Source organism: Tamlana flava (assembly GCF_041287255.1).
Classification (GTDB): domain Bacteria; phylum Bacteroidota; class Bacteroidia; order Flavobacteriales; family Flavobacteriaceae; genus Tamlana; species Tamlana flava.
The window spans coordinates 1,013,284-1,028,000 of sequence record NZ_JBGGTX010000001.1; the positions used below are offsets into that span (position 1 = coordinate 1,013,284).

Genomic DNA, 14,717 nt, shown 5'->3' on the forward strand with positions numbered 1-14,717 from the left:
CATAGTACCCCTATCTAATTTTTAAACCTCTCTTACTTCCCTTTCCATAAATTTTAAATTTAACAGAATTTATAAGGTGTTCATATATTTCTTTGGAATTATAATTTAACTCATCTATATCCCTAGTATCATTAAAATCATCTATAAAAAATTTAAACTCCTCTTTACTATCAAAATAGGGTTCCCATTCTTTAACAAACCCTTTCCATAGTTCAGGACGGCTTTGTATTAAATGGTTTATTGGTCTAAACGTGAAATGTTTCTCAAAACATAGGTTAATAAGTTCTTTGTTTATATTAACATACCTATTGCTTTCATCCTTTACTTCAATTTTCATCAAACCAAACTTTTTAAAGTTTGATATATATTTTTTTATCATCCTTTCCCCCACAAACAAATAAACCAGGTTATCCTTAATAAAGTTAGTATTCATTAATACATACCTACAGCCATTTTTAACTATATGAGGCATTTTACGGTCTTTATAAAACTTATCTACCATAAACGCCAATAACATGCAATGTGCAGGGGTTAAATAGCTATCATCAATATTATTTTTGAGATGAAAATCTTTAAAAGCTTTATAGTTAAGATAAGATCCATAATAATAATTAACTCTAGCTTCATTTTGTATAATTTCCTTATCTTTCATACATAAAGCTGTTGAAATTCCATAATTCAACAGCCTAAGAATTATTTAACAATTCCTTTATCTCGCTTCGTAGGTAGTATGTTCTATTACCTATCTTTTTAGGTTTTAATATCCCTTTCTTTTGCCATACGCACCTGGTTGTAGGACTTATTTTTAGTTCATTTTCTAACTCCTTTGCCGTTAAAAGCTCATCAGGTTCTTTAGGCTCAAAATTCTGTTTAAGAATGTTTAATCTCTCATCCAGGCCTTTAAATATTCTTTCGGTTAACTGCTCTGGAGTAATACTGTGTAATTGTGTTATGTCACTCATTGTTATTGATTTTTTTGTAAAAATCTCAACAAAACACAATTAATAGATGGCTTAAATAGGGGGATGTTTTCGGAAATTTTACGCCCTATTATTTTTCACTAAACTCCTTTGACAAACCTTTTAATTTTTCTGTCCAACTTTCCATTCGTTTATTACCGATTTTGCCGACCTCATTTATTTTTGGGTTTTTAATTTCTAGATTAAAGACTGCATTTTTATTTTTACAATATGGTGCATAAACCTTATTCCAATGCTCCATAACATTTAATGCATTTCCCTTAATCGCTAAATCCATATCCTTAATAAAACCTCCTTTTTCCCATAACATCCTTAATACAAAATGCACCGCATTAAAAATATCCTCATTTTTCAACCATTCATCAAATACATATTTTAAAAATCTCTGACCTTTTATACTATGATAAACTTTATCATTAAATAAATTCTTATCACGTTCATACTTCAACATTTCAATCATAAATTCAAGAACATTTAAAGCTGCGATGTCTTCCAAAAGAGAAAGAGCTTCTATTTCATTTTCTTCATTCACTTCGTCAGATGCTAGCCCAATTACTTTAAAACCCATTATATATTTTGGAAATTCTTTACTATTTATCAAATTATTTTCTTTGTGGAGAATATTTCTATAATCCATCAAGAAACTTGGTTTTTCTAATATTCTAAAATGCTCTCTTTCCAAAATGGTCTTTTGAGAATTAAAGGATATATGGTAATCAATTTTTTCTTGGTATTCTTCATGAGAAACAGTAGAATAATATTCTAAACTGCTATTAAACTTTTCTTCAAGATCCGTAATCAAATCCCTTTGTTCATCATTTAATTTAGCCATCCAATAACCATAAGGGTCTTTATTTTGCCAATTAAAATCCTTTATAGCATCTTCTAAATAATTTTTTTCATCAGCCATAGTAATAAGTTTTGAACGATTGTTATTAGTTAGCTTCTTTTACAACTTCTAAATTAGGTTTTCGAGATTGTTTCATGTATTCCTTTTGCCAAAATTCCTGCAGTACCAGAGCATTGTCTTTAGGTGTCTTGCCGATATATTCTAGGAGCTGTTTTTCTGTGGTGTGGCCTGTGGCCGACATTATAACTGGAGTACTTAATTTACCATAGTGATTTGTAGCAAAAGAACGTCTTGCAGTATGTGTGCTTACCAACATCCATTTTGGATAGGTGCCTATTTTTTTTCGTTGAGGTGTTTTTTCTTTTTTCTTCCTTTTCTTATCTGTAATGAATATTGAGCCTTTACACATTTTGTTAATCCCGGCCATTTCGCAAACATTTTTTATCCAATCATTATATTTTTGCGGTGAAATTTTATGGGGTAACCTCCAATCGTTCTTTGCTATAATGCTCTGAATTTGCCAATGTAAGGGTATTTCAATTTTCTGTTTGGTCTTTTTTGCGGTGTACTCTAAAAACCCATCTTTGTTAATGTTTTCTAGAGTAAAATTTAATAGGTCACTAACCCTGGCACCCGTCCAAACTCCAATAATTAACCAATTTCGTGTATTGTCTAAATAAGGCGTATTAGATAAATCGAGATTAAATATTTTATCAATTTCTTCTTCATCTAAAGTAACAAAATGCACTTTTTCATTAGTACTTCTAAAACCATCACTTTCAGCTTCTTTGTTAATCTCAATACCATATCTTTTAGCACCTTTTAAAATAGATTTAAGGCATTTAATGTACTTTCCAATGGTGTTGAGATTTAAACGCTGTTCTTTGCTTAGAAACTGTATAAAATCGGCGTGAAACTTTAAATTAACTTCGTTAATCTTAAAACGCTTGCCCTTTTTCTTTTCGTAGTCTAATACTTTGTTTAAAGCTGTTCTATATTGCTTTATAGTAACCTCCTTAACTCCGGTGGCTCCATTCTTTTGTATTTTATAGGGCATACACTCAATAAAATATTCCGCATAGTCAGAAACGTACTCAAAATTATGTTCGGGTGCTAATTTATCTAAAAAGGTATCTATTTCAACCCCTAACCATTCACTATTAACAGTTACATTTTTATGATTGGCTTCAACAATTTCACTTTCTAATTTTGCCCTAAGTCCTTTTAATTGGCGTTTAAGAACATAATAGCTTTTATCCCCGGTTTTTGATTCCGGCAATGGGGATTGTTTTACCTGATCCCAATGTTTACCAATTATTTTTAAACCAGTTGATTTTTTAAACTTTCCTTGCCGTCCATTTTGCAAGAAAACGTTAATTGTATATTCCCGGTTTGGGTCTTTCTTGTTGATGTAAAATTGTATCGTGGCCATAGTAAGAAGTCTTGAACACTCAAATATAATTAAAAATAAAATTGGGGGTAACGTTTGGGGGTAACATTTTCCGTAATAAAACGTAATACTATGAAACTAACCGTAAACAGTCAAAAAATAAAACCTTCTGAAAACCTTATGTTTAAATGGACTTTAATAGAATTTTACGCTATTTTAAAAATTAGTTGTTTAATTAGGTTCCATTCCTGGAGGTACCACTTAAAAACCCTTAAAACATAAATGTTTTAAGGGTTTTGTTTTTTTAATAAAATCGTCTAGCTAAATTAATTAGAACTAAGTGACTTTAATGATTGTGTCCTGAATGGTCTTCGGCTGACATTTCTCCCATTTGGTTCATTGCCATGCTATGATCGTATTGGCAGCAATCTGGAAGGTTTTTGTAAGCCTCTTCATCTCCAGCTAATTTTTCAGTATCGTATCCTGAAGCAGCTATAGCCTTGTGAATGGCCATTACATCTGTTTTACTTCCGTCAAAAGATACATCTATTTTCTTTTTATCAACATCCCAATTGGCGGCTTCAACACCTTCAACACCGTTAACCGCTTTTTCAATGGTTTTTTTGCACATGCTGCAATTGCCCTTTACTCCAAAGGAGATATCTGTCATTGCTATGTCTTGTAACACTTCTGAATTTGTAGTTTCTGCTTCTTTTTTTATTTCGTTTTTACAACTTGTTAAAGTTATTCCTGCTATTACAGCCAAACTTAAAATTACTTTTTTCATTTTTCTTAATTTTAATTATTATCTGTTTTTCATTATTCTATCACTTGTTTTACTTCGCCGCAATTAAGCATGGCACTACCAAAATATGGATTGATTACTTTTTCTTCTTTGCTCAACCAGTAGGCTCCTTTGTTATTATCTGCCATAGGACAATACTCTACATAAACTTTTTCATCAACACCGAATGATTGAATTGCTTGGATTAATTTTGAGGATAGTTCTTTAAAATAGCCTCTTTGCCCTTTTATGCTTGATGACTTTGAAATTGACATTGCAGAAGATTTTATATCCTTTTCCAATACCATCCAACGGTTATGGGCATCCCCCTTTAGTAAGCTCATGTCCATATTCGGCAAATCTTCCAAAAGACTTTTTGATGCGTTTGCAGCATTTTTCAATTCTTCTTTTACCAAAGCATTTTTTAAATCGATGTAACTGTTGTACACATTTTTCAATTGATTTTGAAAGAGCTTTGGCACTTCTATTCTTTCATTTACAACCTCTGCCTTTTCACTCTCCATCCCCAAATGCCCTTCGTGGCCAGTAATGGTTTTACTTCCTTCTTTGTTCATCATGGATTTTTTACCTTGTAATTGTGCCGCAGCATCTACCGTAAATGTTCCGTTTGTAACAATTTCGTTACCCGCTTCAAGGCCTTGCAGTACTTCATAAGTATCCGCAATACGGCTTCCCAAGTCCACTTCCCGCATTTCAAAAACGGGTTGTTCGGTGTTCGGTTTTAAATACACTACAGAGCGTTCACCCGTCCAAAGCACTGCCGACGATGGAATAGTTAACACTTCATTGTCCGTATTTTTAATGCTTTCAATTTTAGCCGAGACAAACATACCGGGTTTAAAAACATCATCCTTATTATTTAAAACCACCCGTAAAGCTAAGGTCCGTGTTTTGGTATTTAAAATAGGACCTATAAAATCTACTTTTCCCTTGAATGTTTTATTGGGATATGCATTTGTTGTTATTGAAACTTCTTGTCCTTTTTTGAACTTGTCTATTTGGTTTTCATAAACATCAAAATTTGCCCAAACCGTACTAAGGTTTGTAATTTTTAGTACAGGCTGTCCTTGTTTAATATAATCGCCTTGCTCAACCAGTTTTTCAGTAACTGTTCCTGAGACCGTGGCATAAACTGGAAGATTTTCACTAACCTTTCCTGATGTTTCAATATTGTTGATTTGACTATCGGAAAGCTTCCAAATCTTTAACTTGTTACGAACCGCTTGGTACAACTCTCGCTGGGATTCCTTTAACGAAGCTGCCGTCATGAGTTCTTGTTGTGCGGCGTACAATTCGGGTGAATAGATAGTGGCCAACAATTGCCCTTTACGAATGTATTCGCCAGCAAAATTAACATTCAAGCCTTCTATTCGGCCAGAAAAATAACTTACTTGTACCGTATTAGCTTCTTCATTTTCGACAATTTTACCAGATAATTTAGTAGTATTTTCCTCAGCCATTCCCTTACCAACTATAGTGGTTTGGATATTAGCCAAAGCCATAGCGTTTTTGGTAAGTTTAAATTGGTTGGCGGTTAAACCATCTGCGCCGACTTCCGCTGGAATTAATTCCATACCGCAAATAGGACAATCGCCTGGTTCAGGTTGCATAATTTGTGGATGCATGGAGCAGGTCCACATTTGGGTTGTATTTGAAGTTTCAGAATTATTATTTGAAGCTTCTTCATTTGAAGAACTCCCGAAAAGTAACCAGCCCAGCAACAAGCCAACTACCAATATTCCAGAATAAATAACATATTTTTTCATTTCTATTTATTTTTTTTTCTTAATAATTTTCTAACGGAAAGTGATGATGTAAACCATAATAAAAAACCACTTAACACGGTCATTAAACCTAATAATGAAAATATCCTCAATATGGTTGTATTGAAGTTGTCTCTGCCCTCATAGTCCATCGTGTGGGTCATCCATAAAAAATCAAACCAACGCCAACCACGATGCCTAATGGTTTGAAATCTTCCGTCTTCAACAGACACATATGCTTTTAAAGCATCATCACCTTGATAGGAAATCACATAAGCTGGCAGCAACCTTTCTCTGTATTCGTGATGTTTCCCAACTTTTTCAATTCTTTCCACAGATTTCACTTTCAAGTCATTTCTTATATAATTTTTTGCTATTTGAAGGGCTTCTGTTTCAGTAATGCCGTTTTTTTGATTTCCATTTATGGCATTAAACAGTTCTTCTTTATTTATCCAATAATATGGCGTATCACCAATATCTCGCAACTCAATGCTTTTTACACCTTGTGGAACAGCCAATTGTGTGGGACTTATTAAATTGTCGAACAAATTAGGCTTATAATCTGAATTTATAAAATGGTCTCCATGTATATCATCAATGTTTGTCCAACTAAAGTATAAACCACTTGTGGTCCAAAACAAAAATTGAATACCCAGAAACAAACCCAAATAACGGTGTGTTTTTCTAATCTTTAATGCGGTGTTTCTTTTTACCATTTTTTAGATATTTACCCTTCTTAATCGTAATGCGTTTGCTATTACTGAAACTGAACTAAAACTCATGGCCAAAGCAGCTATCATTGGTGATAATAAAATTCCAAAAAACGGAAATAGCACACCTGCTGCAATTGGTACACCTATGGTGTTATAAACTAGTGCAAAAAATAGATTTTGCTTAATGTTTTTCATTACGGCATCACTCAAATTTTTAGCTTTTACAATACCTTGCAAATCACCTTTTACCAAGGTAATCATGGCGCTTTCAATGGCTACATCGGTTCCAGTACCCATGGCTATACCCACATCACTTTTTGCCAATGCAGGGGCATCATTAATACCATCACCCGCCATGGCCACTACTTTTCCGTTGGCTTGCAGCTTTTCCACTTCTTTCAATTTATTTTCTGGAAGCATACTCGCCTTGAAATCTGCTAAATTTACTTCTGATGCTACAGCCTGAGCCGTTTCTTGATTATCGCCTGTTAACATAATAACATCAATACCTTTGCTTTGCAATTCCTTTATGGCTTTTGCACTGGTAGCTTTTATTTTATCACCAATAACCACATAACCCAAAACAGCATTGTTAACCGACAAATAAGATACCGTTTTTCCTTTTTTCTGAAACTGTTTGGCTTCATCAAGCATTTCTTTAGTTAATTCTGCACTTGCATATTCCATCATTTTAGGATTGCCCAATCCAACTTTTTTGCTATTGATTAGGGCTTCTACACCTTTTCCTGTCACTGCACTAAAATTGGTAGATTTTAGAATTTTGGCGTCATGCTCTTTCCCATATTTAACGGTAGCTTCGGCCAATGGGTGTTCGCTATTGGTGTTTAGTGAGACTATATAACTAAGCACATCGCTTTCACTGAAACTTTTACTAAAAGCACCTATTTTTTCAACCGTTGGTCTACCTTCGGTTATGGTTCCTGTTTTGTCTACTATAAGTGTATTCACCTTATTCATCTTTTCAAGTGCTTCAGCGTTTTTAATGAGCACACCATTTTGGGCTCCTCTACCAACACCCACCATTACGGACATTGGTGTTGCCAACCCTAATGCACAGGGACATGCAATAATTAATACTGCAATGGCATTTACCAAAGCGAAAACATAAGCGGGTTCTGGTCCCCAAATGGCCCAAACAACAAAGGTTATTAAAGAGATGATGACCACAGTAGGCACAAAATACGCTGACACCCTATCGGCTAAATTCTGGATAGGCGCTCGACTTCTACTGGCATCATTCACCATATGGATAATTTGAGAAAGCAAGGTATCGCTCCCCACTTTTTCGGCTTTCATTAAAAAAGATTGGTTACCATTGATGGTTCCACTGTTTACTTTGTCGCCTTCTTCTTTATTCACAGGAATGGGCTCACCGGTAATCATTGATTCATCAATACTGGTATTCCCCTCAGTTATAACACCATCAACAGGAATTTTGTCTCCCGGCTTGACTTTTAAAATATCGTTCAACTCTATGTCATCGATACTCACTTCCACTTCTTCACCATCCACTATTTTTATGGCTTTATTTGGAGCCAACTTCAGTAATTCCTTAACTGCCGAATTGGTTTTACTATGGGCGCGTGCTTCCAACAGTTGGCCCAAAAGCACCAAGGTTAATATTACGGTTGCCGCCTCAAAATATACATGAACAGCACCCGATTCGGTTTTAAACTGTGCCGGAAATACATCAGGAAATAACATACCCACCACACTGAACATCCAAGCCACACCCGAGCCAATGCCAATAAGCGTAAACATATTGAGATTCCATGTTTTTATGCTTTTGTAAGCACGTTCAAAGAACATCCAAGTTGCATAAAACACTACGGGAATGGACAACACAAATTGTACCCAATTCCAATATTTTTGCTGCATGACCTCGTACAAAGGATTGTCATTAAGCATTTCGCTCATAGCGATTAAGAAAATGGGCAAGGTAAAAGCGGTAGCTATCCAAAACTTTTTCAATAGCTTCTTATAATTTTTCTCTTCTGCTGACGCTTCTGGTTGCATGGGCACTAAATCCATACCGCATATTGGGCAAGAACCTGCTTCATCTTTTACAATCTCTGGATGCATGGGACAGGTCCATTTTTCTGCTGATGAATTGGATAATTTTTGCTCCTCCACCAAGTCCATTCCGCATACGGGGCAATCGCCAGGTTTGCCATAAGTTTTATCGCCTTCGCAATGCATCGGGCAATAAAAGGTTCTGGTTCCCTTTCCTTTGGGCTGACTTTCTTTTTTGTGTTCTGAATGATGGTGATGTTCTCCTTGTTTGTGGATGCTATATCTGCCACCATCTTCTTTTAATGCTTTTTGAAATGTTTCCAAAGGAATATGGTTTTCCATTTCAATCGTAGCCTCTGCTTTTTCCAAGCTGACCGTAGCATTGGAAACACCATCCACTTTTGAGAGTGTCTCTTCTACGTGACTTCGACAACCGTTACAGGTCATTCCATTTATATGATATGTGTGTTTCATTTTTTACTGAATTAAATAATTGATGATGGTGCTTTGAACATAATAATTTTTGATAGCTTCAATTTGGTTCATTTGAAACTTTAACTGCAATTCCTGAATATCCAAAACATCGTTAAACTTTATAGTTCCCGTTTCATAGCTTTTAATGAGAATGTCTTCAGCATCTTTGGCCTGTTTCAAGTTTTTGGTTTGCGTTGTGTAACTAATTCTTGCTGAAATACGTTCATTGATGGCCCTATTAAGAATTGTTTCCAAAGCATTTAAGCGCTCTTGCTTTTGAAACTGGATTTCTTGTTGTTGCAATTCGTTCTGTTTGGAAACCGACCTATATTTTTTATTAAAAATTGGAATGGATACCGATACCATGGGCATCAGTATATCTTTTCCGTTATCGGTAAAATTCATATCTGGTCTTGGTTCCACATTGATATAATCCAAACCAAACCCAATCATAGGGCTGCCTTCTTTTTGGTTTAACAGCTCCGATTGTTGGACAGATTCATATAGTTTATCATATTTCAACAATTCAGGATGCACTTCCAAATTGGATGCTTTCAATTCAAAATCTTCAATAGGGATATTCAAGTTATCCACCACGGTAACCTTAACATTAGTGTCCCTATTTAAAAGATTATTGAAATTGGTTTGTTCAGCCAAAAACTGTTGTTTCAAAACAGCTTTAAGTTGCTGCAAATCGTTTTGGCGCATTTGCAAGCGCAATACATCTACTGCTGACGCTTTACCTACTTCAACTGACGTTAACGCCATCGTTTCATAAGTTTCTAATAGCTTGATATTTTCACTCAACACTTGCTGTTTTGCTTTGTTTGCATACAAAGTGTAATAAGATTGCGATACAGAAGCCATTAATTTACGTTTGGCAATAACGATGTCTTCGTATTTAGCATCCGCTAAAGACGTTATATAGTTTTCTCGTGATGTAATGGTGCCAAACCAAGGTATCATTTGTTTGGCCGATACTCTAAAACGTTGTGCACCGGTTCGAGTTTCGGGTTCACTTACAAAATAGCCTACACTAAATTCTGTGTTAGGTATGGCATCTATTTCATTCACTTTTTCTGAAACGATACTGTATTGCAATTCGAACTTTTGAATCTCAGGGTTATTGGATAGCGCTTCATTTACAAGTACTTCCAACTCTTGGGCATAAGAATGAATACCAAAAACAAACAAGCCAAGAGCGAATATGAATTTTATACTAATTATTCTATGTTTCATTTTGATGTTCTATTAAGTTGAACTTCCGCTTTCCAGCTATATAAAACGGGTACTACAAACAGGGTAATTAAGGCAATAATCATCCCACCAAAACTTGGTATGGCCATAGGAATCATGATGTCACTTCCTCGTCCTGTTGAGGTTAATACAGGCAGTAAAGCCAATATGGTTGTCGCCGTAGTCATCAAACAAGGTCTGATACGTTTTTCACCTGCTTCAACAATGGAAGCCCTGATTTCCTTTTGGGTTTCAGGGGTGTTTCTATTAAAAGTTTGCGTTAAATAGGTTGCCATAACCACACCATCATCAGTTGCAATTCCGAAGAGCGCAATAAATCCTACCCAAACAGCCACACTTAAATTGATGGTGTGCATTTGGAATAAATCCCGTAGGTTTTCACCAAAGAAACTGAAATTTAAAAACCAGGATTGACCATATAACCAAATCATTAAAAATCCACCGGCAAAAGCCACTGCAATACCCAAAAAAACCATTAACGAAGTACCTACCGAACGGAATTGGAAATACAGAATTAAAAAGATGATGGCCAATGCCAAAGGCACAACCACTGATAGGGTTTTTTCAGCACGCAATTGATTTTCATAGCTTCCGGTAAACCGATAACTGATTCCTTTGGGAACAATTAACTCCCCTGAATCTATTTTGCCTTGAATCATGGCTTGTGCATTTTCAACTACATTAACTTCTGCATAACCATCCATTTTATCAAACAACACGTAGCCCACTAAAAAGGTATCCTCACTTTTTATGACTTGTGGACCTCGTTCATAACGAATGGTTGCCAATTCACTTAAAGGTACAGGGCTGCCTTTTTCAACGGGCACATAAATTTGTTCCAAATCATTTGGGTTTGCTCTTAGTTCTCTTGGATAGCGAACTCGAACGCCGTAACGCTCACGACCTTCAACCGTTTGGGTTAATGACATACCTCCAACGGCGACTTTTAAAACATTCTGTACTTCTTCAATACTTACTCCATATCGAGCAATTTTTTCCCTGTTAATATCTATTAAAAGATACGGCTTCCCTACAATTCGGTCTGCAAAAACCGCTTCATCTTTAACGCCATCAGCTTCTTTTAAAATGGTTTCCAATTGCATTCCAAAAGCTTCAATTTGTTTTAAATCCTGTCCTTTAATCTTGATACCCATAGGTGCACGCATTCCTGTTTGCAACATGACTAATCGGGTTTCGATAGGTTGCAATTTTGGCGCGGAAGTAACGCCTGGTAATTTGGTGACTTTTACAATTTCGTTCCAGATATCGTCAGGTGATTGTATTTCAGGTCGCCAATTACGGTAGAATTCACCATTTTTATCTTCAATTAATTGAGACCGTTTAACCGGGGTCATAGTGACATTTTCAGAATTATTTGGATTAGCAATTAAACGACCATCTTTCAATTCAAACAACCCTTCATCATTGACTTTGTAGCGTTGGCGTTCCCCATATTCATTCAGCATATATTCCGGCTTATATTGAATGATATTTTCATACATAGACAATGGCGCAGGATCCAAAGCCGATTCCGTTCTACCTGATTTACCAACAACGGTTTCAATTTCTGGAATACTTGCAACGGCCATATCCAATTGCTGCAAAACACGTTTGTTTTCCTCCACTCCTGAATGTGGCATGGAGGTTGGCATTAATAGAAAAGAACCTTCATTTAATGAGGGCATAAATTCTTTGCCCGTATTTTTCATAATGAAAAAACCCGCGATAACTATTGCCGTTGGAATAGACAGAAATAGTAATTTATTATCCAAACACCATCTTAAAATACGTGTATAATATTTAATGAACAACGAGAACACACCTAATAGACCAAAACAGATAATGGCAACGAAAATGAGATTTAAAAAGATGCTCTCATTTACGCCTAATGGTCGCCAATATGCTGCCAACAAGAATACTATTGCTGAAGCTGAAATGATGATATTGGCAAGGTTTGTTTGTTTATCTGAAATATTATTTTGAAGATTTAAGAGTGCCGTAACCCCATAAGCGATAAGAATTAACCCAAGCCAATACCCAAAAACAATAACTGACAGACCTAACGCAATTAAAACACCATTTAAAACATATTTAAAATTCTTTTGAATACTCTTTTTACGAAATAAAAAGGCTGCAAACGGCGGAATTAAAAATAAAGAAACGATTATTGAAGCAGTAAGGGCAAAAGTTTTTGTAAAGGCTAACGGACGGAATAATTTTCCTTCAGCACCAATCATAGTAAACACCGGAATAAAACTGATAATAGTTGTCATAACTGCAGTTACTATGGCTCCTGATACTTCAGCTGTAGCATTATACACAACTGTGTTTATTGGCAGCTTGTTTTCGTTTTCATCTAAATGCCTGATAATGTTTTCTGAAAGTATCACACCAACATCCACCATGGTACCAATGGCAATTGCAATGCCAGATAAAGCCACTATATTAGCATCCACACCAAATAGTTTCATCGCTATGAATACCATTAAAACGGCCACAGGCAATAATCCAGAAATCAATACCGAAGCACGAAGATTAAATACCATAATAATGATGACCAAAATGGTAATCAAAATCTCTAATGTAAGCGCTTCATTAAGCGTTCCTAAAGTTTCTTGAATGAGTTCTGTTCTGTCATAAAAAGGAACAATGGTCACTTGGGATGTCCTACCATCAGTTAATACTTTTGAAGGTAAACCAGCACTTAGCTCGTTGATTTTTGCTTTTACATTATTTATGACTTCCAAAGGGTTTGCGCCATATCGTGCCACCACAACGCCACCAACAACTTCGGCTCCTTCTTTATCTAAAATACCGCGCCTAGTTGCTGGTCCTAAAGATACCTTAGCAACATCTTTAATTTTGATAGCAATAAAATCTTCTGAAGCTACCACCGCATTTTCAATATCTGCAATGGATTTTACATAACCCAAACCACGTACTAAATATTCAGCTTGATTTATTTCTACTGTTTGCGCTCCTATATCCTTATTGTTTTCCTTAACAGCCTTTACAATTTGGTTTAAACCAATCTTGTATTGGCGCATTAATTCTGGATTTACATCAATTTGATATTCTTGCACATATCCCCCAATGGAGGCAACTTCAGAGACCCCGCTAGCAGAGGATAAAGCATATTTTACATAGTAATCTTGAATGCTTCGCAGTTCATGTAAATCCCAACCACCGGTTACGTTACCATTTTCATCACGTCCTTCCAAGGTGTACCAAAATATTTGGCCTAAAGCGTTTGCATCTGGACCCAAAGCGGGATTTACACCTTCAGGTAATAGTCCACTTGGCAACGAATTGAGTTTTTCTAGAATTCGGCTTCTGCTCCAATAAAACTCTATATCTTCCTCAAAAATGATGTAGATACTTGAAAAACCAAACATAGAGGAACTACGAATGGTTTTCACTCCTGGAATACCAAGCAAAGAGGTTGTTAACGGATAGGTAATTTGGTCTTCAATATCCTGTGGCGAGCGACCTTCCCACTTGGTAAATACTATTTGTTGGTTTTCACCAATATCAGGAATAGCATCTACAGCTACAGGTTTGGTTGGTAAAAATCCTGTATACCAATTAAACGGAGCATTAACGGTTCCCCACCCTACAAAAAGGACAAGTAGTAGAACTGCGACGAGTTTGTTTTCTATTAAAAATTTGATGCTTTTATTTAGCATATCTTTGATTGTTAAACTATTAGACGTGGGTGTTGAGATAACACCAAATACAATGAATTATCCTTATGAACACAAAGTCATAGGATAAAAAGTCTAAAGTTTAAAAATCAAATTAAATAGGTTTCGTCAATCTTGTAGATACGCCGGATGACTAATGGCGGCTTATATTCTTCAAAAGAAGATACATTTTTATATAAACCTTCAAAAAGGTCAACATAAGTATAAATTAACGCAACAACGAAGACCTGTTGCTCAAAGGAAATTTTATCAACGTTTAATTGTAATTCATCTTGACCATCGATAACTACCTGCTTATCATCACAACAACTTTTTTTTGAGATGTCGCAACCATCATTTGATGGTTTTTCCATTTCCATACCACAGCCTTTTGCCTTATGGAACAGCGCAGTTTCAACTAAAGTATCCCCACAATAATGCATGTTTATAGTAAATGACATTGTAGTGAACAACACTATAAAAGCCATCGCTATTGATAATATTTTATGGAATGCCTGTTTCATATCAATAACAAAGTTAGTAAAAATAAAAATATCAGCTCCATTTTTAGGAATAGATTAAGAAGTTCCATGAATGACATGCGTGTCATTTTAGAAAAAACAATCATTATTCTTGCATACAAATCAAAAAAAAGCCCTCCATGTTTCCATGAAGGGCTTCCAAGAAAGGCAACGACCTACTCTCCCACAAATGCAGTACCATCGGCGCTAACGGGCTTAACTTCTCTGTTCGGAAAGGTAAGAGGTG

General features: G+C 35.6%; 11 protein-coding genes and 1 rRNA gene. All 12 read right to left on the reverse strand.

Going from position 1 to position 14,717, the window contains the following annotated elements; translation table 11 throughout:
• Window positions 1–10 precede the first annotated feature (10 nt).
• A complete protein-coding gene (locus tag ACB104_RS04500) occupies window positions 11–652 on the reverse strand; it encodes a hypothetical protein (RefSeq protein WP_370477078.1) in 642 nt (213 codons plus the stop codon).
• Window positions 653–686: 34 nt separating this feature from the next.
• A complete protein-coding gene (locus tag ACB104_RS04505; RefSeq protein ID WP_370477079.1) occupies window positions 687–962 on the reverse strand; it encodes a helix-turn-helix domain-containing protein in 276 nt (91 codons plus the stop codon).
• Window positions 963–1,050: 88 nt separating this feature from the next.
• Window positions 1,051–1,890 carry a hypothetical protein gene (locus ACB104_RS04510; protein ID WP_370477080.1) on the reverse strand — a complete coding sequence of 280 codons (840 nt, stop codon included), beginning with the start codon at window positions 1,888–1,890 and terminating at the stop codon, window positions 1,051–1,053.
• Between the two features lie 25 nt (window positions 1,891–1,915).
• Entirely contained in the window at window positions 1,916–3,262 is a 1,347-nt protein-coding gene (locus tag ACB104_RS04515; protein WP_370477081.1) for a tyrosine-type recombinase/integrase, read from the reverse strand.
• A 304-nt stretch (window positions 3,263–3,566) separates the two neighbouring features.
• On the reverse strand, window positions 3,567–4,007 hold the full coding sequence (locus ACB104_RS04520; protein WP_370477082.1) for a heavy-metal-associated domain-containing protein: 441 nt from the start codon (window positions 4,005–4,007) through the stop codon (window positions 3,567–3,569).
• A gap of 32 nt (window positions 4,008–4,039) precedes the next feature.
• Window positions 4,040–5,791: an efflux RND transporter periplasmic adaptor subunit gene (locus ACB104_RS04525; RefSeq protein ID WP_370477083.1), complete on the reverse strand. Its 1,752-nt coding sequence runs from the start codon at window positions 5,789–5,791 to the stop codon at window positions 4,040–4,042.
• A gap of 2 nt (window positions 5,792–5,793) precedes the next feature.
• Window positions 5,794–6,504, reverse strand: a complete 711-nt coding sequence (locus tag ACB104_RS04530; RefSeq protein ID WP_370477084.1) for a PepSY domain-containing protein — start codon at window positions 6,502–6,504, stop codon at window positions 5,794–5,796.
• Between the two features lie 3 nt (window positions 6,505–6,507).
• Window positions 6,508–9,009, reverse strand: a complete 2,502-nt coding sequence (locus ACB104_RS04535; protein WP_370477085.1) for a heavy metal translocating P-type ATPase — start codon at window positions 9,007–9,009, stop codon at window positions 6,508–6,510.
• A 3-nt stretch (window positions 9,010–9,012) separates the two neighbouring features.
• On the reverse strand, window positions 9,013–10,248 hold the full coding sequence (locus ACB104_RS04540; protein ID WP_370477086.1) for a TolC family protein: 1,236 nt from the start codon (window positions 10,246–10,248) through the stop codon (window positions 9,013–9,015).
• Window positions 10,245–13,952 carry an efflux RND transporter permease subunit gene (locus ACB104_RS04545; protein WP_370477087.1) on the reverse strand — a complete coding sequence of 1,236 codons (3,708 nt, stop codon included), beginning with the start codon at window positions 13,950–13,952 and terminating at the stop codon, window positions 10,245–10,247. The genes ACB104_RS04540 and ACB104_RS04545 overlap by 4 nt, the downstream gene beginning before the upstream one ends.
• Before the next feature lie 107 nt (window positions 13,953–14,059).
• Window positions 14,060–14,473: an HYC_CC_PP family protein gene (locus ACB104_RS04550; RefSeq protein WP_370477088.1), complete on the reverse strand. Its 414-nt coding sequence runs from the start codon at window positions 14,471–14,473 to the stop codon at window positions 14,060–14,062.
• A 160-nt stretch (window positions 14,474–14,633) separates the two neighbouring features.
• A 5S ribosomal RNA gene (rrf, locus tag ACB104_RS04555) occupies window positions 14,634–14,717 on the reverse strand; the annotation flags it as partial.